Raw genomic sequence first — 20,094 nt, 5'->3', positions numbered from 1 at the left:
CTTTATACGATCGTAAAGATGAGCACCAGCGCGCCGACGGTCCAGCAGTAGTAGGCGAACGCGCCGAAGCGGCCGCGGTCGGCGATCATTTTCAGCAGCCGGATGCAGAGATAGCCCGTGACCGCGGCAACGGCTACGCCGATGAGATACATCGGCATTTCCGACCAATTGATCCCCGCGTCGACAGCGTCCTTGATGCTCAGGATATTCGCGCCGAGGATGGCGGGAATGGAGAGGATGAAGGAAAAGCGCACGGCGAATTTCCGCTCAAAGCCCACAAAGCAGCCGGTGGTAATAGTCATACCGGAGCGGGAGACGCCCGGGCAGAGCGCGATGGCCTGCCCGATGCCGACCACGAGCGCGTCGCTCAGCCTGGCGGTCTTTTCCGTCTTGCCGCCGCGGCGCACGCGGTCGCTCACGAAAAGGAGAACGCCGGTGAAGAGGAGCGCGCCGCCGATGAAATACATATTATCGCTCAGGCCTTCAAAAAAACGACGGAACGGCACCATGACGAAAAGCGGCAGCGTGCCGACGATGACGAGCAATATCATGCGCCGCGCGGGCGGCACGGCCCTGGGCGTCGTGTGGTGGACGAGATCGCCGACGCCCGCAAAGAATTCCACGATCATATCGTAGATCTCATCCCAGTAGGCGATGAACACAGCCACCAGCGTGCCGAGGTGCAGCAGCACGTCGTAAAACTGCGGGATCTCCGAGGCCCCCTGCATATTCAGCAGATGCTCGGCAATGGCCAGATGACCCGAGGACGAGATGGGCAGAAATTCGGCGATGCCCTGCACCAGTCCCATGATGATGGCGGAAAGCCAGGTCATAGCATTCACGCTCCTTTACACAAAAATACAGATACGGTATAAGTATAGCATGGACGGGCAGAAAATTCCAGTAGGAATTTGACGTTATGTAAAGGAAAACCGTCGGGCTCCGCCCGACGGTCGTTTTCTTATTCCAGCCGCTCCAGCGCCGCGCGGGCGGCCATCTGCTCGGCTTCCTTTTTGCTGTGCCCCTCGCCGCGCCCGACGACCGCGCCGTTGAGCAGGACCTCAAAGGTGAAGGTCTTGTCGTGGTCGGGGCCGGACTCCTCCGCCATGCGGTAGACAAGCGTGCGGTTCGGCTCGCGCTGCACCAGCTCCTGCAGCACGGTCTTATAATCGCGGCGGCGCTCCTCCACGACCTCCTCGCGCTCACAGTCGAGCAGCACGCGGTGGATCAGGCTGCTTGCGGCGGCAAGCCCGCCGTCGAGATAGACCGCGGCGATGACCGCCTCGGTCGCGTCCGCGAGGATGGACGGACGGGTGCGTCCGCCGCCGGCCTCCTCACCGTTGCCGAGCTTGAGGTAGCGGCCCAGCTCCAGCTTCTGCGCGACCTCGTGCAGGCTCTCCTCGCAAACGAGCGCCGCGCGGATGCGCGTCAGCTCGCCCTCGGGCGAGTCGGGATGCCGCGCAAAAAGATACTCCGCCGTGACGAAGCCGAGCACGCTGTCGCCCAAAAACTCCAGCCGCTCGTTGCTCACGCTCTCCGCGCCGCGGTGCTCGTTGGCATAGGAGCTGTGGCGCAGAGCCTCGGCGAGCAGGGCTCCGCTGCGGAAGCGGTAGCCCAGCTTACGTTCCAATTCCTGCAAGGCGTTTCGCCTCCTTTTTCATAAGTCCGCCCCGCCGGAAGCGGGGCGTTATCCGTTATTTCAGTTGAGCTTGGCCGTCAGGTAGCGCACGCAGTCGCCAACGGTCTTGAGCGTCAGCAGATCCTCCTCGGGGATCTCGTCGATCTCAAATTCCTCCTCCATCGCCATGACCAGCTCGACCAGGTCCACGGAGTCGGCGCTCAGATCATCCTCAAAGGAGCTGTTCATCGTCACATCGTCCGCATTCACAGCGAACTGCTCCGCGATCAGGTCCTGCATTGTCTTGAAAATTTCTTCCGAAGTCATCTCATCCAGTCCTCCTCAGGAAACGTTTGGCAAAATGATACGGCAAGATAGCCGGTCTGTCAATAGGCTTTTTTGTAAAATCAGTCCTTTTCGGGCGTGACCTTCATCTTATCCACGTTTTGCGTGATGTCGGCGATGATGCCGCTCTCCGCGACGGCGATGGTCTGACGCACCGCATTGCAGAAGGCCGCGGCGTTCGACGAGCCGTGCGCCTTGACGACGGGCCGGGAGATGCCGAGCAGCGCCGTGCCGCCGACCTCGTTGGGGTCGAGCATTTTCTTGAAGTCCGCAAGGCCGTCCTTGAGCAGCAGATACGCGAGCTTCGTCTTGGCGCTCTTTGTCAGCATTTTCTTCAGCTCGCCGCTCATCAGCTTTGCCGCGCCCTCGACGCTTTTGAGCATGATGTTGCCGCTGTAGCCGTCGGCGACGATCACATCGCAGCCGCCCGCGAGCGCGGTGTTGGCCTCGATGTTGCCGATGAAGTTGAGGTGGCCCTGCCCGCCGGCCTCCTTGAGGCGGGCGTAGGTCTCATGGCGGAGGGTGTCGCCCTTGCTCGGCTCGGCACCGATATTCAAAAGTCCGACGCGCGGTTGCACGATGCCGAGCACCTTTTCGGCATAATAGCTGCCTAAGTAGGCAAATTGCAGCAGGTACTCGCTCGTGCATTCGGCGTTTGCGCCGCAGTCGATCAGAACGGCCTTGCCGGTCATGGTCGGGATGGTCGGCGCGAGCGCCGCGCGGCGAAGCCCGCGGATGCGCTTGACCACGAGCGTCGCGCCCGCGAGCAGCGCGCCGGTGGAGCCGGCGGAAATAAAGCCGTCCGCCTGTCCGTCGCGCAGGAGGTTCAGTCCCACGGTGAGCGAGGAATCCTTCTTCTGCTTGAAGGCCGTCGCGGGATCGTCGCAGATCTCCACGACCTCCTCGGCGTTGGCGATCTCGATGCCCTGCGGGACCTCCTTGCAGCCGGCCTTCTCCAGCTCGCGCAGGATGTCCGCCGTGCGGCCGGTGAGAATGATGTCCGCGCCGTATTTCTCGCGGGCGAGCAGCGCGCCGCGGACGGGAGCCTCGGGGGCGAAATCGCCGCCCATCGCGTCAATGATGATCTTCATGGCTTTCCTCCTTTACGCCGTCGAGGACGCTCTCGCGCAGGCTGTCGATGATCTCCAGCGAGCGGCGGGAGAGCTCCGCGTTCTTGTTGCGCTTTCCCTTGATGCGGCAGCCGAGCGGCGGCATGATGCCGAAGTTGACGTTCATCGGCTGGAAATTGGCGACCGTCGTGTCGCTCACATACAGCCCCAGCGCGCCGATGGCGGTCTCGCGCGGGAAGTCGATGGGGGCCTGCCCCAGCAGCCGCCGCGCGGTCTCCACGCCCGCAAGGAAGCCGGACGCGGCGGACTCGACGTAGCCCTCCACGCCGGTCATCTGCCCGGCAAAGGAAATACGGTCGTCCGCGATGAGGCGGTAATAGCGGTCGAGCAGGCCGGGGGAATTCAGATAGGTGTTGCGGTGCATGACACCGTAGCGCACGAACTCCGCGTTCGCGAGCGCGGGGATCATGGAAAAGACGCGCTTCTGCTCCGGAAAGCGCAGATGCGTCTGGAAGCCGACGAGGTTGTAGATGCTGCCCTCGGCATTGTCGCGCCGGAGCTGCACGACGGCATACGGCTCGTGCCCGGTCTTGGGGTCCTTGAGTCCGCGGGGCTTGAGGGGACCGTAGCAGAGCGTATCGTGTCCGCGCCGCGCCATGACCTCAACGGGCATACAGCCCTCAAAGACGTGCTTATCCTCAAAGCCGTGGACGGGAGCCTCCTCCGCCGTGGTGAGCGCGTGCCAGAAGGCGTCGTACTCCTCCGCCGTGAGGGGGCAGTTGATGTAGTCCGCCGTGCCCTTATCGTAGCGCGAGGCGAACCATGCGCTCGACATATCCACGCTCTCGTAGGTCACGAGCGGGGCGGCGGCATCGTAGAAATTCAGCGTGTGGCCGTCGCCGAGCTTCTCCGCGATGGCGGCGGAGAGCGCGTCGGAGGTCAGGGGGCCCGAGGCGATGATGACCGTCCCCTCGGCGGGGATCGACGTGACCTCGCTCTCGATCACCGTGATGTTCGGATGGCTCCGCACGCGCTCGGTGACGAGACGGGAAAAGCCGTGGCGGTCGACGGCGAGCGCGCCGCCCGCCTCCACGCGCGTTTCGTCCGCGCAGGCGAGGATCAGCGAGCCGAGGCGGCGCAGCTCCTCCTTGAGCAGTCCCACCGCGTTTTCCAGCTGGTCGGAGCGCAGGGAGTTCGAGCAGCACAGCTCGGCAAAATCGTCGCTGTGGTGCGCCGGCGTTCTCTTCGCCGGTTTCATTTCATAGAGCGTGACCGCAATGCCGCGCCGCGCGAGCTGCCACGCAGCCTCGCAGCCGGCAAGGCCCGCTCCGATGACGGATACCTGCATCAGTTCTCTTCCTTCTTTGCCGTCTTTTTGGCGGCGGTCTTTTTTGCCGCGGCCGCTTTCGCGGACTTGGCGGCGGGCTTCGCCGCCGTCTTTTTCACGGCAGTCTTCTTCGCGGCGGTTTTCGCGGTCGTTTTCTTCGCGGCGGACTTCTTTGCCGGCTTTTCCTCCGCCGCGCTCTCCTCCGCCGCGTTCTCCTCCGCCGCTTCCGCGTCCGCGGTCTTTTTGCGCACAAAGCCGCGCTTGTCCTCGGGCAGGAAGTTCTCACACGCGGGGTTGATGCAGAACGGCTTCTTGAAGCCCTTGCCCGCCTTCTTGAACATCGTCTGTCCGCAGACGGGGCAGTCGTCCTTGGTGGGTACGTCCCACGTCATGAAGTCGCACTTCTTCTCCTCGTCGCGGCTCGTGCCGAACTCGCAGCAGTAGTAGGTGTACTGCTTGCCGGTCTTCTGACTCTTGCCCGTGCGCTTCATCAGCCGTCCGCCGCACTTCGGGCAACGGCCCGGCATCTCGACCACGAGCGGCATGGTGAAGCTGCATTCGGGATAGCCGGGGCAGGCGAGGAAGCGGCCGAAGCGGCCGGACTTGATGACGAGCTTGCGTCCGCATTCGGGGCAGACCTCCTCCGTCTCCTCGTCGGGCACCTTGAGATGGACGCCCTCGAGCTCCTTTTCCGCCTTTTGGAGATTGGATTCAAAGCCGCCGTAAAATTCACGCAGAACGTCCTTCCACGCGATCTTGCCCTCCTCGACGGTGTCGAGCTCCTTTTCCATGCGGGCCGTGAACTTCGTGTCCACGATGTCGGGGAATTTATCCTCCATCAGCTTCGTCACGACGCTGCCGAGCGGCGTGATGCGCAGGAATTTGCCCTCCTTGACGACATACTCACGGTCGATGATGGTCGAGACTGTGGGCGCGTAGGTCGAGGGTCGGCCGATGCCGTTCTGCTCAAGCGCGCGGATGAGCGTCGCGTCGGTATAGCGCGTGGGGGGCTGGGTGAAGTGCTGCTCCTCGTCGAAGCCTTGCAGCTCCAGCGTCTGGCCCTCGGTCAGCGGCGGCAGCGGGGAGGTCTTTTCCTCCTTGTCATCGTCGCGGGCTTCCTCATACACGGCGGTGTAGCCGGAGAACTTCAGGCTGCTCGCGCTCGCGCGGAATTCATGCACGCCCGAGGCGATCTCGACGGCGACGCTGTCGTAGACGGCGTTCGCCATCTGGCTGGCGAGGAAGCGGCTCCAGATGAGCCGGTAGAGGCGGTACTGCTCGCCCGTAAGGTCGCCCTTGAGGCGCTCGGGCGTGAAGTCCACGTTGGAGGGACGGATGGCCTCGTGCGCGTCCTGCGCACCGGCCTTGGCCTTGAAGCGGCGGGTCGCGGCGGGATAATAGTCCTTGCCGTAGCGGCCGAGGATGAAGCTCTTCGCGGCGGCAAGCGCCTCCTCGCTGATGCGCAGCGAGTCGGTACGCATATAGGTGATCAGGCCCACGGTGCCCTCGCCGGCGACGTCCACGCCCTCGTAGAGCTGCTGGGCGATCGCCATGGTGCGGCGCGGGGTCATGTTGAGCTTGCGGCTGGCCTCCTGCTGGAGCGTGGAGGTGGTGAACGGCGGGGAGGGCGAGCGCTGCTTGTCCGCGCGCTTGACGCTCTTGACCGCGAACACCGCGCTCTTTGTGTCGGCGATGACCGCGTCGATCTCCTCGCGGGAGGAGGGCTCGAACTTCTTGCCGTTTTTGCCGTAATAGTGCGCGGTGAAGGTCTTATGGCTCGGCTCGTCGAGGAGCTGCGCGTCGAGCGTCCAGTATTCCTCGGGCTTGAAGCTCTCGATCTCCTTTTCGCGCTCGTCCACCATGCGCGTGGCGACGGACTGCACACGGCCCGCGGAAAGGCCGCGGCGCACCTTTTTCCAAAGGAGCGGGGACAGCTCGTAGCCCACGATGCGGTCGAGCACGCGGCGCGCCTGCTGCGCGTCCACGAGATTCTGGTCGATCTCGCGCGGGCGCGCGATGCTCTCCTGCACGACGTTCTTCGTGATCTCGTTGAAGGTCACGCGCCTGGCCTTCTGATCGTTCAGGTCGAGCAGATACTTGAGATGCCACGAGATGGCCTCGCCCTCGCGGTCCGGGTCGGTTGCGAGATAGACGGTGTCGCTCTCTTTCGCGGCCTCCTTCAGCTCGCGGATCAGGGCCTCCTTGCCGCGGATGGGCTTATAATCGGGCTCGAAATCGTGCTCGATGTCGATGCCCAGCTTGCTTTTGGGCAGGTCGCGCAGATGGCCCATGCTGGCCTTGACCGTGTAGCTCCTGCCGAGATATTTTCCGATGGTTTTCGCCTTGGCCGGAGACTCGACGATCACCAGATTTTTTTCTGCCATGTATTTGACTCCTTCATTCCTTTAGTTCCACCTGAATGGAAAAGCGCTTGCCGCCGCTCTGGGCCACATAGCCGTCGAGCTCGAGCATGGTGAGCGCCGAAAGCACGCGCCGCGTGGGGATCTGCGTCAGCTCGATCAGATCGTCCACCTGCTTTTCTCCCTGCGCGAGCTCGCGCAGGAGCTTCATCTGATCGTCCGTCAGGCCGTGGTCGCCGGTCAGGTCGAGCGCCGGCAGCGCTTCCGCTTCCGCGGGCGTCTCGGCCGCCTTTGCCTCCGCCTGCTCCGTCCGCGCCTGATAGCCGAGCGCGTGGGGCAGCTCGACCCGCTCGCCGAGAATTTTATGCGGATACATCGCCTGATACTCGCGCAGAATGTCCCAGCTCTCGCTCACAAGACCCGCGCCGTCGGCGATGAGGCGGTTGCAGCCGCGGCTCGCGCTCGCGTCGATGGGGCCGGGGACCGCAAACACGTCGCGTCCCTGCTCGAGCGCCGTATTGGCGGTGATGAGCGCGCCCGAACGCTCGAGCGGCGCTTCGACCACCACGGTCGCAAGACACAAGCCGCTGATGATGCGGTTGCGGATGGGAAAATGCCAGCCCTCCGCCGCCGTTCCCGGCGGGTATTCGGACAGCAGCGCGCCCGTGGCGGCAATGTCGCGGTAAAGGCCCGCGTTTTCCTCGGGATACACCACGTCCAGACCGTTGCCGAGCACGGCGACGGTCACGCCGCCCGCGCGGAGTGCGCCGCGGTGGGCCGCCGAGTCGATGCCCCGCGCCGCACCGGAGACAACGAGCGCCCCCTGCTTGGCCAAGCCGTAGGCGATCTTCTCCGCGCTCTGCGTGCCGTAGGGCGTACAGGCGCGGGTGCCGACCATCGCGACGGCGACCTCTTCATCGAACGCCGGCAGCGTGCCCTTGACGTACAGAAGGCAGGGCGGCTCGAAGATGCCGCGCAGCCGCGCGGGATAGTCCGCGTCCTGCATTGTCAGGATGCGCAGGCCGAGACGCTGGCAGTCACCGAGAATTTTGTCCGCACCGTCCGTCGATTTGTCGGCGAGCAGCTCGATCTGCTTTTTGGATAAGCCCTCGACCAGCGCATACTCCGCCTCGTCGGCGTAGTAGACATCCTCGGGCGAGCCGAAGTGGTCGAGCAGCAGCGCGCGGGAGCGATTCGTCAGCCCCCGGCATTCGTTCAGCCAGACCCAGTATTTGAGTCCCGCCATGTCCGCTCCCTCCTCTCTATCGGTACATTTCCCACAGCACCACGCTCGCGGCGACCGCCGCGTTGAGCGATTCGCAGCGCGGCGACATGGGGATCTTGATGGTTTTCTCACATTTTGAAAGGATCTCCGCACTCAGCCCGCGCCCCTCGCTGCCGATAGCGACCGCCGCGCGGGAAAGCTCCGCATCGCGCAGGCTCACGGTGTCGTTCCGCAGCGCCGTGCCGTAAAGCGGCAGATTGCTTTTTTGAAGCAGCGCGCACAGCTCGTCCGCCGTGCATTGGTACACATCGCGGCGAAAGACCGCGCCCATCGTGGCGCGCGCCGTTTTGGGGCTGTAGGGGTCGGCGCAGGCGTTGACGAGAAACACACCGTCGCAGTCAAAGGCGTCCGCCGTGCGCAGGATGGTGCCCACGTTGCCGGGGTCCTGCACGCCGTCGAGCACAAGGTAGTGCGCGCCGGTCAGCATTTCGGGCAGCGCGGTGTCCGGCAGGCGCACGGTAAAGAGCGCGCCCTGCGGCGTTTCCATCGGGCTGATCGAGCGCATCACATCGGCGGGCACCCGCACGGCGCGCACGCCGGAGGGAAGTGCGGGAGCGTCCACGCCCTCGGAAAGCACGACCGTTTTGAGCGGCGCGTTCCACCGAAGCGCCTCCTCGAGCAGCTTCACGCCGTCGCAGAGGTATTCGCCGCTCGCGCGGCGATAGGCGCGGGAGGCGTTCAGCTTTCGGATGTGCGTCATCAGCACGTTCTGACGGCTGGTAATGTGCTCCATGCTCTGCTCCCCTCGCTTTCCGGTATATTTTTGGCAACACTTCCGCATGATAAGTGTGGCTTTATAATATAGGTATCGTTTCCAAATGTCAAGCCGCAGTCTTCGACGGGATGCGGCAAAATTTTTGATTCGCGGTGTTGCGTCCGCAACAGACGCTTTTCCATTTTTCTGCTATAATTCTCCATAAACTAAGGCACGGCATAACAAGGAGGTTTGTTTCCATGACCGGTTTGAAGAACATTTCCAAGGCAGAGGTCCTGACGCTCAAGGACGAGGTCGCCTATCAGAAGGGGCAGGTCGTGAGCAAGACGCTCGCGCAGAACGCCGCGCTGAGCGTGACGCTTTTCTCCTTCGATAAGGGTGAGGAGATCAGCACGCACGAGTCCGGCGGCGACGCCTTCGTCACCTGCCTCGACGGCATGGGCCGCATCACCATCGACGGCAAGGAGTATCTGCTCCGCGAGGGCGAGAGCATCGTCATGCCCGCCAGGCATCCGCACGCGGTGTATGGGCAGGAGCCATTCAAGATGCTGCTCGTCGTGGTGTTCTGAGCGCCGCGCTTGACAGCGCGAACGCTCTGTGCTATCATCGCTTCGTCCCCGGGAAGTACGCTCTGACCGGCGGACCGTATCATTTATTCTGCCGTTCTGCCGGCGAGGGCAAGCCCGAGCCGAAAGAGGAGGAAAAGCAAGGCACAGCCGGCGGCTGTGTCCGGTACCGGTTTTTCCATCCCTCCTGCCGTGCGGCGGGAGGGATACTCTTATTTTTCGGGAGGTCATGTCTATGGAAACGCGCGTCGCCGTGCTGGCCGTCATCGTGCAGGAGGGAAGCTCCGTGCAGGCGCTCAACGAGCTGCTGCACCAATACAGGCCGTACATCATCGGACGGATGGGAGTTCCCTACCGGGAGCGCGGCGTGAACATCATCAGTGTGGCGCTCGACGCGCCGAACGACGTCATCTCCGCCCTGTCGGGCAAGCTGGGCCGACTCGACGGCATCACCACCAAGACCGTCTACGCCCCCGACGCCGCTATCAGAAAGGAAGCTGCTAAATGAAATCACTGAAATCACTCAAAAAGTTTTTTGCCCTGTGCCTGACGCTGGCGCTTGCTCTCTCGCTCGCTGCCTGCGCGCAGAAGCCCGCGGAGACCACTGACCCGGCCGAAACACCGGATACGCCCGCGCAGGAGACCGAGGCCCCTGTCACCGCCCGCATCGCCGCGCTCAAGGGTCCCACGGCGATGGGACTTGTCAAGCTCATAAGCGACGCGCCCTCCTCCGCGAACGGACCGCTCTATGACTTCACGCTCGCCGGCTCCGCCGACGAGGTGACGCCCGCGCTCATCAAGGGCGAGCTGGACATGGCTTGTGTGCCCGCGAACCTCGCCGCCGTGCTGTACAACAAGACCGAGGGCGCGGTGCAGGTGCTGGCGGTCAACACGCTGGGTGTGCTCTACATTGTGGAAAACGGCGAGAGCGTACAGTCCCTCGCCGACCTCAAGGGCAAGACCGTCGTGGCCGCGGGCAAGGGCAGCACACCCGAGTACGCCCTGCGCTATCTTCTCAGCGAAAACGGCATCGACCCCGACGCCGACGTGACGCTCGACTGGAAGAGTGAGCACAGCGAATGCGTCGCGGCGCTGGCAAGCGGTCAGGCGAGCATCGCCCTGCTGCCCCAGCCCTTTGTCACCGTGGCGCAGAGCAAAATTGACGGTCTGCGTATGGCGCTTGATCTCACCGAGGAGTGGGATAAGCTGGACAATGGTTCCGCGCTCATCACCGGCGTGATCGTCGCCCGCAGTGACTTTGTCGAGGCGCACCCCGCCGCCGTCGGCACCTTCCTCTCCTATTACGCCGCAAGCGTGGACTGGGTCAACGCCAACACCGCCGACGCCGCCGCGCTCATCGGCGAATACGGCATCGTGGATGCCGCCGTAGCGGAAAAGGCCCTGCCTTACTGCAATATTGTCTGCATCACAGGAGCGGAACTTCTTGAAAAGCTGCCCGGCTATCTCTCTGTGCTCTACAACGCCGATCCCGCCGCCGTCGGAGGCGCGATGCCGGACAACAGCTTCTATTTCGCGTGATCTTTTCTGCGGCGGGCGCTGTCCCACCACCGTCACACAGTAAGGCCGACACCCCATTGGAAAGGAGATGACCGCCGTGAAGCCGAAGAAAAAAAGCGTCCGCCTTTGGGCGGTCGTGTTCTGGCTGCTCGTATGGCAGGGCGCGAGCATGGCGCTCGCCGCCCTCTATCCACACGGTGCTCTGCTGCTGGCCTCGCCCCTTTCGGCGCTCGTGCGGCTCGGGGAGTTGGCAGTCACCGCCGCGTTCTGGCGGACGGTACTCACCTCGGCCGCGCGCATCCTCGGCGGCTTTCTGCTCGCCTGCGCGCTGGCGGTCGTGCTTGCCGCACTTGCCGCGCGGTACCGCCGCGCGGAGGAGCTGCTCGCGCCGCTCGTGTCCGCCGTCAAGGCCGTGCCGGTCGCGTCGTTCATCATCCTCGCGCTCGTGTGGCTCGAGAGCCGCCGACTGCCGCTCTTCATCACCACGCTGATGGCCTTTCCCGTCGTGTACCGCAACGTGCTTGAGGGCATCCGCGGCACGAGCCGCGAGCTTCTTGAGATGGCGCGGGTGTTCCGCGTGCCGTTCTCACGGCGGCTGCACGGCGTTGATTTGCCGCAGGTGCTGCCCTACTTCCGCGCGGCCGCCGATACGGCGCTGGGCCTTTCGTGGAAGGCCGGCACGGCGGCGGAGGTCATCGGCCTGTGCTCCGGCACCATCGGCGAACGGCTCTACACCGCCAAGGTCTACTTCCAGACCGCCGACCTCTTCGCGTGGACGGCGGTGATCGTGCTGCTCTCCGTTTTGTTTGAAGGACTGTTCCTGCGCGGCGTGGACGCGCTGACGGAAAGGTGGTGCGCCTGATGGAGCTTCGGGTGGAAGATCTCCGCAAAAGCTACGGCGGCACAGCGGTGCTGCAAGGCGTGAGCTTTACCGCCGAAACCGGCCTCACGCGCGTCACGGGCAGCTCCGGCATCGGCAAAACGACGCTGCTGCGCATTCTGCTGGGGCTGGAGAGTCCTGACGGCGGCGCGACGAACGCGGGCCGCTTCCGCTGGGCGGCGGTCTTTCAGGAGGACCGCCTGCTCGAGCAGCTCGACGCCGCAGGCAACCTGCGCTTCGCGCTCGGCGCGGCTTACGACGAGACCGCCGCGCGCGCCCTGCTCGCGGAGCTGGGGCTCGGCGAGGTGGGAGGCAAGCGGGTGCGGGACTGGTCCGGCGGCATGAAGCGCCGCCTGGCCCTCGCGCGCGCCCTGCTCGCGCCCTCGGACGCACTCGCGCTCGACGAGCCGTTCACCGGACTCGACGCGGACAACCGCGCCGCGGCGCAGCGCTGCGTCGCGCGGGCCGCACGGGAGAAGATCGTCCTTCTCGTCTCGCACGAGGACGACGCCCTCACCGGCGCGGAGGTCCGCCTGCAATGACCGAAAAGGAGAGCCGCTTTCCGACGGAAAGCGGCTCTCTTTTTTATCATGCTTCATGCCTCATGCGCGGCGAGGAATTTTTCGTACTGCGACTGATACCACGCCTTCAGCGCCTCCACGCCCTCGTCCGTCCAGGGGAAGATCTCCTCCTCCACGTCCTGTGCCAGCTCGTAGCAGAGGTCGGAGTAGGTCGAAGCCTTGAGCGCGTCGCCGTCGTCGCCCTTGACCTGCTCATAGCGATAGCGGAAGTCAAGGTTTTTTTCGCGGTCGGTCACCGAGCCGGTGTAGACGAAGGCGCGGTGAAACCAGCGCTCGTCCATGACCGAAAAGTATGGATGCATCCCTCTTTCCTCCTCATTCGTGGTGATAGAGCTTCTTGCCGTCGAGTGCGAACACGCGGTCGCTGAAGCCGCCGAGCGGCGTGGCGCCGAGCACCTCGCGGTAGATCTCCATGCGGCTGTCGATCATGTCGATGTAGCTCAAAAGCTCGCTCTCGGCGCAGACCGGGCGCACCGCCGCACCGAACTCCGGCTCGCCGTGGTGGGAGAGAACGAGGTGCCGGAGCAGAACAGACTTCTCCTCCGAAACGTCCAGCTCCTTCGCGATCTCCGCAATCTCCTGCGCGCCCATGACAAGGTGGCCGAGCAGCTGGCCCGGCACGGAATAGTCCGTCACCAGGCCGAGGGCGGAGAAGCGGAACTCGCGCTCCTTTTGCAGATCGTGCGCGAACGTGCCCGCGAGCAGCAGGCTGCGGTCCACCGTGTCGGCATACATACCGGCGAGGAAGTCGGCGAGCTGCATCATATTGCCCGTGTGCATCAGAAGGCCATACAGAAAGCCGTGGTGGACGCTCTTGGCGGCGGGGATGGTGCGGAAGCTCTCGCTGTGGCGGCGCAGCAGCTCACGGCAGACCGCCTTATAATCGGCGTCCGTGATGGAGTCGAGCAGTGCTTCGACCGAGGCGTACATCGCCTCCCCGTCGATGGGCGCGGTGGGTACGAGCGCGGTCACATCGTAACGGTCGTCCTCGCCTGCGAGGCGGATGCGCTCCACCGTCACCTGCAAGGCCCCGCGGAACTCCGACACGCTGCCGCGGATCTTCACGACCTTGCCCTCGTCCGCCGCGCCGATGGGGCCGGGGTAGTCCCACACCTTCGCGTCGACCGCGCCGGTCCGGTCCGAAAGGGTCAGGTTCAAAAAGGGCTTGCCGTTGTTCGCCACCTTGGAAAAGGCGGATTTGAGGACGTAAAAGCCCTCGATATCGTCGCCGCGCGCCATCTGCGCGACGGGCAGATCGTATTCCATGGTTCGCTTCCTCGCTTTTTCTGATTTTCCCGCCTATTGTAGCACACCGGCGCGGCGCTGGCAAGCTACTCGGCCTTCTTCTTTTTCGGCTTCGGCAGCGGCGTGACCGTCTCCAGCACCGCGACGACCTGCCGTGCGAGGTCGGTATCGTCGATATCGAGGATATAGTGCTCCTTCGCGCCCTCATAGGGCAGGCCGCGCTCCGCGTCCGCCATGAGCGCGGCAAGCTCCGGCACGATCTTCACGAACACCGTGTTGTCGCACACGAGCAGCACGGGCTTATCGTTGACATAGACCATGTATTCCCCGAACATTTTGCGGTAACGCAGCCCGCCCGCGCCGTGCAGGCGCTCGCAGACGTATTCAATGTAATCCTTTGTTGTTGCCATATTCTCACCTCGCTTTTATGATACCAGCGCGGCGCGACCTGTGCAAGTGTTCAAATAGGTGTGGACGGCCTGAAAATTTTCATAATCCCTATTGACATTATAGGTTTATCGTCTTATAATCCTATCAACTTGATAGGATTATAGAGCTGTCCGATCGGGCAGACGCAGAAACGAGGGCAAGCAGCATGAAAAACAAAGCACTTTTAGAGGTCAATAGCCTGCACGTCAGCGCGGGGGAAAAGGAGATCCTTCACGGCGTTGACCTCACGGTCGGGCGCGACGAGACGCACGTTCTCATGGGGCCGAACGGCACGGGAAAATCCACGCTCGGCTACGCCGTCACCGGCAATCCGGTCTACACCGTGACGAGCGGCAGCATCGTATTTGACGGCGAGGACATCACCGCCCTGCCGGTCAATGAGCGCGCCAAGCGCGGCATCTTCCTCTCCTTCCAGAACCCGCTGGAGGTGCCGGGCGTGACGCTCAGCGCCTTCATCCGCAGCGCGCTGGAGCAGAAGACCGGCGACCGCCTGCGGCTTTGGGACTTCAAAAAGTGCCTGAGGGAGACCATGAGGCTGCTGAGCATGGACGAGAGCTATGCCGAGCGCGACCTGAACGTGGGCTTTTCCGGCGGCGAGAAAAAGAAAGCCGAAATTTTGCAGATGCTTATGCTCGAGCCGAAGCTCGCCATCCTCGACGAGACCGACTCCGGTCTGGATGTGGACGCCGTGCGCACGGTGTCCGAGGGCGTGCGGCTCTTTCGTGAGCGCACGCACGGCTCGCTCCTCATCATCACGCACTCCACGCGCATTCTGGAGGCGCTGCACGTCGACGCCGCGCACGTCATGGAAAACGGCGTCATCGTGAAAAACGGCGGGGCCGAGCTGGTCGAGGCCATCAACGAAAAGGGCTTCGGCAGCCTGAAAACCGAGTAAGGCGGTGACATCGGCATGGCAGAGAACAGAGAAAAAACCTACGTCGCGGATGTGGACCGCAGCATTTACGACATCCGCGACGCGGAGCACGACGCCTACCGCATGGAGTCCGGTCTGACGCCGGAGATCGTGGACAAGCTGTCCAAGGAAAAGGGCGACCCCGTGTGGATGCAGCAGTTCCGGCTGCAATCGCTCCAGATCTACAACGAGCTGCGCCTGCCCGACTGGGGCCCCTCGCTCGAGGGGCTGGACATCGACCACATCGCCACCTATGTCCGCCCGAACACGAAGATGCAGAACGACTGGGCGAACGTGCCGCAGGACATCAAGGATACCTTTGAGCGTCTGGGCATCCCGCAGGCGGAGCGCAAGTCGCTCGCCGGCGTGGGCGCGCAGTACGACTCCGAGCTGGTTTACCATAATGTGCGCGACGAGGTCGCCGCCGAGGGCGTAGTCTACACCGATATGGAAAGCGCCCTCAAGGGCGAGTATGCCGACATGGTGCGCAAGTATTTCATGAAGCTCGTCACCCCGCGCGACCACAAGTTTGCCGCGCTCCACGGGGCGGTGTGGTCCGGCGGCTCGTTTGTGTATGTCCCCAAGGGCGTACACCTCTCCATTCCGCTCCAGTCCTACTTCCGGCTCAATGCCAAGGGCGCGGGCCAGTTCGAGCACACGCTCATCATCGTGGACGAGGGCGCGAGCCTGCACTTCATCGAGGGCTGCTCCGCTCCCAAGTACAACGTGGCGAACCTCCACGCGGGCTGCGTGGAGCTTTACGTCAAAAAGAATGCCAAGCTGCGCTACTCGACCATCGAGAACTGGTCGAAGAATATGTATAACCTCAACACCAAGCGGGCGCTGGTGGAGGAGGGCGGCACGATCGAGTGGGTGTCCGGTTCCTTCGGCTCCCATGTGGGCTGCCTGTACCCCATGAGCATCCTCAAGGGCGACGATTCCCGCATGGAGTTCACCGGCGTGACCTTTGCCGGCGCGGGACAGGACCTCGACACGGGCGCAAAGGTCGTCCATGTCGGCAAAAACACCAGCAGCTATATGAACACGCGCTCGATCAGCAAAAGCGGCGGCGTGAGCACCTTCCGCTCGAGCGTCGTAGTGGAAAAGAGCGCAAAGGGCGCGAAAAGCGCAGTTTCCTGCCAGTCCCTGATGCTGGACTCCGAATCGCGCTCGGACACCATTCCCGCCATGGACATCAAGACGCGCGACGCCGCCGTGGGCCACGAGGCCAGGATCGGCGCGATCAGCAACGACGCGGTCTTTTACCTGATGAGCCGCGGCATGAGCGAGGAGGACGCCCGCGCCCTGATCGTCAGCGGCTTCGCGGACAACGTGTCCAAGGAGCTGCCGCTGGAATACGCCGTGGAAATGAACAACCTCATCCGCCTTGAGATGAAGGGCAGCATCGGCTGAGCGAAAGGAGCGAACGATATGGAAAAAACGATTTATGTCAACCGTCCCGCTTCGCGCACCTGGAACCGTCTCGGCGTGAACGAGGCCGCCGTCCGTTGGGACACGGACGCGGAGACGCTGCTCTCGAACGAGCGCTTCACCGCCGTTTCCGGAAAAAACGCCCCTCTCCGCATCGAGGCTGCGGACGGCGGCGCAGCCTACGGCCGCCGCGTCTATACCGTGACCGCCGAGGCGGGCGCGGAGCTGACCGTCTTTGAGGTCTGCACCGCCGCGCAGCCCCTTGCCGCGGAGCTCAGGCTCACAGCAGCGGAGGGCGCGCACCTTCGCGTCGTGCAGCTTCTGAATCCCGCGCAGGGCGCGGTGCTGCGCCACGAGCTGAGTGCGCAGCTCGCCGAACACGCGAAGCTCGACCTCATCTCCCTCCAGCTCGGCGACGGCGCTGTTTATGCCGACCACCAGATCTCCCTTGCGGGCGACGGCGCGGCGCTGCGCGCCGACCTCGGCTACCTCGCCCGCCGGAGCGACACGGCGGACATTGATCTGACCGTTGAGCAGCTCGGCAAAAGCACCGTGAGCGAGATCCACGCTTCCGGTGCGCTGATGGAGCGCGCGAAAAAGGTCTTCCGCGGCACCATTGACTTCAAGCGCGGCTCCGCCGGCTCGGTCGGCAGTGAAAACGAGACCGTCCTGCTCCTCGGCGAGGACGCGGAAAACAAGACTGTCCCTGTCATCCTCTGCGCTGAGGAGAACGTCGAGGGCAGCCACGGCGCAACCATCGGCGAGCTGGACGCGGACACGCTCTTTTACTTTGCCAGCCGCGGCATCGACCGCGCCGCCGCCGAAGCCATCCTCGCCCGCGCCGCCGTGGAGCGGCTCGCGCGCATGGCGGAGGACGAAGCCTTTTCCGCGCGCGCCCTCGGTGCGCTCGCGCAGGTCCTGTGTACGAAGGAGGAACGCGAATGAGCACGAATTATAAAGCCGATTTCCCTCTGCTCGCGCAGCGTGATGTCGCCTATCTCGACAGCGCCGCCACCGCCCAGCGTCCGCAGTGCGTGCTGGACGCGGAGCGGGAGTTCTATACGCGCCACAACGCCAATCCCCTGCGCGGGCTCTACCCGCTGAGCATCGAGGCGACCGACGCGCTCGAGAGCGCCCGCGCCGCCGTCGCCCGCTTTCTCGGCGCGGCGCAGAGCGAGGAGATCGTCTTCACCCGCAACACGACCGAGGGGCTGAACCTTGTGGCCTACAGCTACGGGCTCAGCCATGTCAAGGCGGGCGATGAGATCCTGATCTCCACGATGGAGCACCACAGCAACATCCTTCCCTGGCAGATGGTCTGCCGTCAGACCGGCGCGCAGCTCAAGTTCATGGAATGTGAGCCGGACGGCAGTCTGGACCTCAACAAGGTCGAAGCGCTCATCACGGCAAAGACAAGGGTCGTCGCGCTGCAGCAGGTCTCGAACGTGCTCGGACGCGAATACCCCATCCGCGTGGTCGCGGAGCTGGCGCACCGCGTGGGTGCGGTGCTGGTGGTGGACGGCGCGCAGAGCACGCCGCACCTGCCGGTCAACGTGCAGGAGCTGGGCGCGGACTTCCTCGCCTTCTCCGGCCACAAGCTCTACGGGCCCATGGGCATCGGGGCGCTGTACGGGCGGCGCGAGCTTCTGGAGCAGATGCCGCCGTTTCTCACGGGCGGCGAGATGATCGAGTCCGTCACGCGCGAGGGCGCGGTGTTTGCCGAGGCGCCGCACAAATTTGAGGCCGGCACCGTCAACGCCGCGGGCGCGGCGGGCCTGCACGCCGCCATCGACTATGTGGAGCGCGTCGGCTTCGACACCATCCACGCGCGTGAGCTGGCCGTCACCGCCGACGCCCTCGCGCGGATGCGCGTGCTGCCGCACGTCCGCATCCTCGGCTCGGACCAGGCAGAGGAGCACAACGGCATCCTGACCTTTGTGGTGGACAACGTCCACCCGCACGACGTGAGCGAGCTGCTTGCCGCCGACGGCGTAGCCGTCCGCGCGGGGCATCACTGCGCCGAGCCGCTCCATCGCTTCCTCGGCTATCACGCCACGGTGCGCGCGAGCTTCGCATTCTATAATGACAAAACCGATGTGGACCGGCTGGTCGGCAGCCTATCCACCGTCAGGGGGCGCATGGGCTATGACGACTAATCCTTTCTACAACGAGATCCTCACCGAGCACAACGTCCGCCCGGAGTTCAAGCACGATCTGCCGGACGCCGACCTCGTGCTCGACGGCGTGAACCCGAGCTGCGGCGACGAAATTCAGCTCAAGCTCAAGCTCGATGGCGATACCATCGCCGACGGGGCCTTTGTCGGCGACGGCTGCGCCATCTCGCAGGCCTCTACTGACATCATGCTCGGCATGATCGTCGGCAAGAGCCGCGAGGAGGCTCTGCGGCTCGGCGACCTCTTTCTGCGCATGATCCGCGGCGAGGCGAGCGAGGAGGAGATCGACAGCCTCGAGGAGGCCTCGGCTCTGCGCGACGTCTCCCATATGCCCGCGCGCGTGAAGTGTGCCATGCTCGGCTGGCGCACGCTGCGCGAAGCGTTGGGCGAAAAAGCGTCCTCCTGAGCATAAAATACAACGCGATTTTTGCGATATGGTCTTGCAAAGCCGCGCGGGAATGCCTATAATAGAGCATACCTGCGCGGCTCTCCTGCATCCGCCGCGCAGAGACTACAATGTTTTGAAGAGGTAAATTGGAATGAAAAAGCTACTCTCTGTGCTGCTGTGCGCCGTCATGGTGCTCAGCCTTGCCGCCTGCGGCAAGAAGGACGACGCGCCCATCGACGATGCCGGCAACGGCGGCGACGCCGACGGTCTGACCGTCGCGCTGGTCGTAGCCGGCAAGCTCGGCGACCGCAGCTTCTACGACTCCTCCAAGGAGGGCCTGGACCGCATGGTCGCCGACCTCGGCGTGAAGCCCATCGTCATCGAGTGCAACAACGAAAACCACGACATCCAGATGAAGAACGCCGCCGAGAAGGCGAACATCGTGGTCTGCGTCGGCTGGGAGTTCTACAACGTCGAGACCATTGCGCCCGACTATCCCGAGGTCAACTGGATCTGGGTCGATAACGCCACCAGCGCGCCCGTATCCAACGTGCTCAACATCACCTACGCCCAGAACGAGGGCAGCTTCCTCGCGGGCTACATCGCCGCCGCGGTCTCCGAGACCGGCGTGGTCGGTGCGGTCGGCGGCGACGATGTCGATACCATCAACGACTTCATCGTCGGCTACACGCAGGGCGCCGAGTATTACGGCACCGAGAACGGCAAGGAGATCAGCGTGGTGAAGAACTACTCCAACACCTACGACGATCCCGCCGTCGGCAAGGACTGCGCCATCGCGCTCAACGATCAGGGTGCGGACGTCATCTTCCAGATCGCCTCCGCCTGCGGCGACGGCGTGTTCGAGGCCGCCAAGGAGAAGGGCTTCTACGCCATCGGCGTGGACAGCGACCAGAAGTACATCGACCCCGAGGTCATTATCTGCTCCATGAAGAAGGAAGTCGGCAGCTCCATCTATGACGCCGTCAAGTCCTATCTCGCGGGCGACAGCCGCTTCGGCACCACCTGGACCGCCGACATGGCGACCGGCTACGTCGGCATCGGCTACGGCGACAGCGGCATGACGCAGCAGGTCCCCGACGAGGTCAAGGCCGCCGTCGAGGAGCTGGCCGCGAAGATCGCCTCCGGCGAGATCGTCGTGGAGACGACGCGCGCGTAATTTCATGCACTTCCCTTGCGGCGCGGCAAAAGCCGCGCCGCTTCCTCTATT

General features: G+C 63.9%; 22 protein-coding genes. 11 read left to right on the top strand and 11 right to left on the bottom strand.

Translation table 11 applies throughout. The features are described 5' to 3' along the window. Window positions 1–2: 2 nt before the first annotated feature. The 8 genes from KQI17_RS06465 to KQI17_RS06430 form a co-directional block, all read right to left on the bottom strand. On the bottom strand, window positions 3–833 hold the full coding sequence (locus KQI17_RS06465; RefSeq protein WP_216495393.1) for an undecaprenyl-diphosphate phosphatase: 831 nt from the start codon (window positions 831–833) through the stop codon (window positions 3–5). 128 nt (window positions 834–961) lie between these two features. Then, entirely contained in the window at window positions 962–1,639 is a 678-nt protein-coding gene (gene rnc, locus KQI17_RS06460) for a ribonuclease III (RefSeq protein WP_022018123.1), read from the bottom strand. Between the two features lie 60 nt (window positions 1,640–1,699). After that, entirely contained in the window at window positions 1,700–1,945 is a 246-nt protein-coding gene (gene acpP, locus KQI17_RS06455) for an acyl carrier protein (protein ID WP_022018122.1), read from the bottom strand. 80 nt (window positions 1,946–2,025) lie between these two features. Beyond that, window positions 2,026–3,054 carry a phosphate acyltransferase PlsX gene (gene plsX / locus KQI17_RS06450; protein WP_216495392.1) on the bottom strand — a complete coding sequence of 343 codons (1,029 nt, stop codon included), beginning with the start codon at window positions 3,052–3,054 and terminating at the stop codon, window positions 2,026–2,028. Continuing rightward, on the bottom strand, window positions 3,038–4,381 hold the full coding sequence (gene trmFO / locus KQI17_RS06445; protein WP_216495391.1) for a methylenetetrahydrofolate--tRNA-(uracil(54)-C(5))-methyltransferase (FADH(2)-oxidizing) TrmFO: 1,344 nt from the start codon (window positions 4,379–4,381) through the stop codon (window positions 3,038–3,040). Before trmFO ends, plsX begins: the two co-directional genes overlap by 17 nt. Beyond that, the gene (gene topA, locus KQI17_RS06440) at window positions 4,381–6,744 is read right to left on the bottom strand and encodes a type I DNA topoisomerase (RefSeq protein ID WP_216495390.1); all 2,364 of its coding nucleotides are present in this window, start codon (window positions 6,742–6,744) and stop codon (window positions 4,381–4,383) included. Before topA ends, trmFO begins: the two co-directional genes overlap by 1 nt. A gap of 13 nt (window positions 6,745–6,757) precedes the next feature. After that, entirely contained in the window at window positions 6,758–7,966 is a 1,209-nt protein-coding gene (dprA, locus tag KQI17_RS06435) for a DNA-processing protein DprA (protein WP_216495389.1), read from the bottom strand. Window positions 7,967–7,982: 16 nt separating this feature from the next. Further along, complete coding sequence (locus KQI17_RS06430) at window positions 7,983–8,738, bottom strand: RNA methyltransferase (RefSeq protein ID WP_216495388.1); 756 nt, start codon at window positions 8,736–8,738, stop codon at window positions 7,983–7,985. Window positions 8,739–8,959: 221 nt separating this feature from the next. On the opposite strand from KQI17_RS06430, the gene KQI17_RS06425 reads away from it, so the two are divergent. The 5 genes from KQI17_RS06425 to KQI17_RS06405 all read left to right on the top strand — a co-directional run bounded on the left by KQI17_RS06425 (window position 8,960) and on the right by KQI17_RS06405 (window position 12,226). Then, a complete protein-coding gene (locus KQI17_RS06425; protein WP_022017781.1) occupies window positions 8,960–9,289 on the top strand; it encodes a cupin domain-containing protein in 330 nt (109 codons plus the stop codon). 232 nt (window positions 9,290–9,521) lie between these two features. Then, window positions 9,522–9,794, top strand: coding sequence for a TM1266 family iron-only hydrogenase system putative regulator (locus KQI17_RS06420; protein WP_216495387.1), 273 nt, complete (start codon window positions 9,522–9,524; stop codon window positions 9,792–9,794). Next, window positions 9,791–10,825, top strand: coding sequence for an ABC transporter substrate-binding protein (locus tag KQI17_RS06415; RefSeq protein WP_216495386.1), 1,035 nt, complete (start codon window positions 9,791–9,793; stop codon window positions 10,823–10,825). Before KQI17_RS06420 ends, KQI17_RS06415 begins: the two co-directional genes overlap by 4 nt. 67 nt (window positions 10,826–10,892) lie before the next feature. Beyond that, a complete protein-coding gene (locus KQI17_RS06410; protein WP_216495385.1) occupies window positions 10,893–11,666 on the top strand; it encodes an ABC transporter permease in 774 nt (257 codons plus the stop codon). After that, window positions 11,666–12,226, top strand: coding sequence for an ATP-binding cassette domain-containing protein (locus tag KQI17_RS06405; protein ID WP_216495384.1), 561 nt, complete (start codon window positions 11,666–11,668; stop codon window positions 12,224–12,226). The genes KQI17_RS06410 and KQI17_RS06405 overlap by 1 nt, the downstream gene beginning before the upstream one ends. A 53-nt stretch (window positions 12,227–12,279) precedes the next feature. On the opposite strand, the gene KQI17_RS06400 is transcribed toward KQI17_RS06405, so the two are convergent. From KQI17_RS06400 to KQI17_RS06390, 3 genes are all read right to left on the bottom strand, one after another. Then, window positions 12,280–12,567, bottom strand: a complete 288-nt coding sequence (locus KQI17_RS06400) for a hypothetical protein (protein WP_216495383.1) — start codon at window positions 12,565–12,567, stop codon at window positions 12,280–12,282. A gap of 13 nt (window positions 12,568–12,580) precedes the next feature. Further along, a complete protein-coding gene (locus KQI17_RS06395) occupies window positions 12,581–13,531 on the bottom strand; it encodes a 3'-5' exoribonuclease YhaM family protein (RefSeq protein WP_216495382.1) in 951 nt (316 codons plus the stop codon). Window positions 13,532–13,596: 65 nt separating this feature from the next. Beyond that, the gene (locus tag KQI17_RS06390) at window positions 13,597–13,920 is read right to left on the bottom strand and encodes a TfoX/Sxy family protein (RefSeq protein WP_216495381.1); all 324 of its coding nucleotides are present in this window, start codon (window positions 13,918–13,920) and stop codon (window positions 13,597–13,599) included. A gap of 185 nt (window positions 13,921–14,105) precedes the next feature. Between KQI17_RS06390 and sufC the strand changes: the two genes are divergently transcribed. The 6 genes from sufC to KQI17_RS06360 all read left to right on the top strand — a co-directional run bounded on the left by sufC (window position 14,106) and on the right by KQI17_RS06360 (window position 20,043). After that, window positions 14,106–14,855 carry a Fe-S cluster assembly ATPase SufC gene (sufC, locus tag KQI17_RS06385; protein WP_216495380.1) on the top strand — a complete coding sequence of 250 codons (750 nt, stop codon included), beginning with the start codon at window positions 14,106–14,108 and terminating at the stop codon, window positions 14,853–14,855. Between the two features lie 15 nt (window positions 14,856–14,870). Then, the gene (gene sufB, locus KQI17_RS06380; protein WP_216495379.1) at window positions 14,871–16,286 is read left to right on the top strand and encodes a Fe-S cluster assembly protein SufB; all 1,416 of its coding nucleotides are present in this window, start codon (window positions 14,871–14,873) and stop codon (window positions 16,284–16,286) included. Window positions 16,287–16,304: 18 nt separating this feature from the next. Then, on the top strand, window positions 16,305–17,249 hold the full coding sequence (locus tag KQI17_RS06375; protein WP_216495378.1) for a SufD family Fe-S cluster assembly protein: 945 nt from the start codon (window positions 16,305–16,307) through the stop codon (window positions 17,247–17,249). Beyond that, window positions 17,246–18,460: a SufS family cysteine desulfurase gene (locus KQI17_RS06370; RefSeq protein ID WP_216495377.1), complete on the top strand. Its 1,215-nt coding sequence runs from the start codon at window positions 17,246–17,248 to the stop codon at window positions 18,458–18,460. Before KQI17_RS06375 ends, KQI17_RS06370 begins: the two co-directional genes overlap by 4 nt. Next, on the top strand, window positions 18,450–18,884 hold the full coding sequence (gene sufU, locus KQI17_RS06365; protein ID WP_216495376.1) for a Fe-S cluster assembly sulfur transfer protein SufU: 435 nt from the start codon (window positions 18,450–18,452) through the stop codon (window positions 18,882–18,884). The genes KQI17_RS06370 and sufU overlap by 11 nt, the downstream gene beginning before the upstream one ends. Before the next feature lie 133 nt (window positions 18,885–19,017). Further along, window positions 19,018–20,043, top strand: a complete 1,026-nt coding sequence (locus KQI17_RS06360) for a BMP family ABC transporter substrate-binding protein (RefSeq protein WP_216495375.1) — start codon at window positions 19,018–19,020, stop codon at window positions 20,041–20,043. Window positions 20,044–20,094: the final 51 nt, after the last annotated feature.

The organism is Oscillibacter sp. MSJ-31, from assembly GCF_018918025.1.
In the GTDB taxonomy this organism is placed as follows: Bacteria; Bacillota; Clostridia; order Oscillospirales; family Oscillospiraceae; genus Hominicoprocola.
This window is presented reverse-complemented; position numbering and strand designations above follow the sequence as displayed.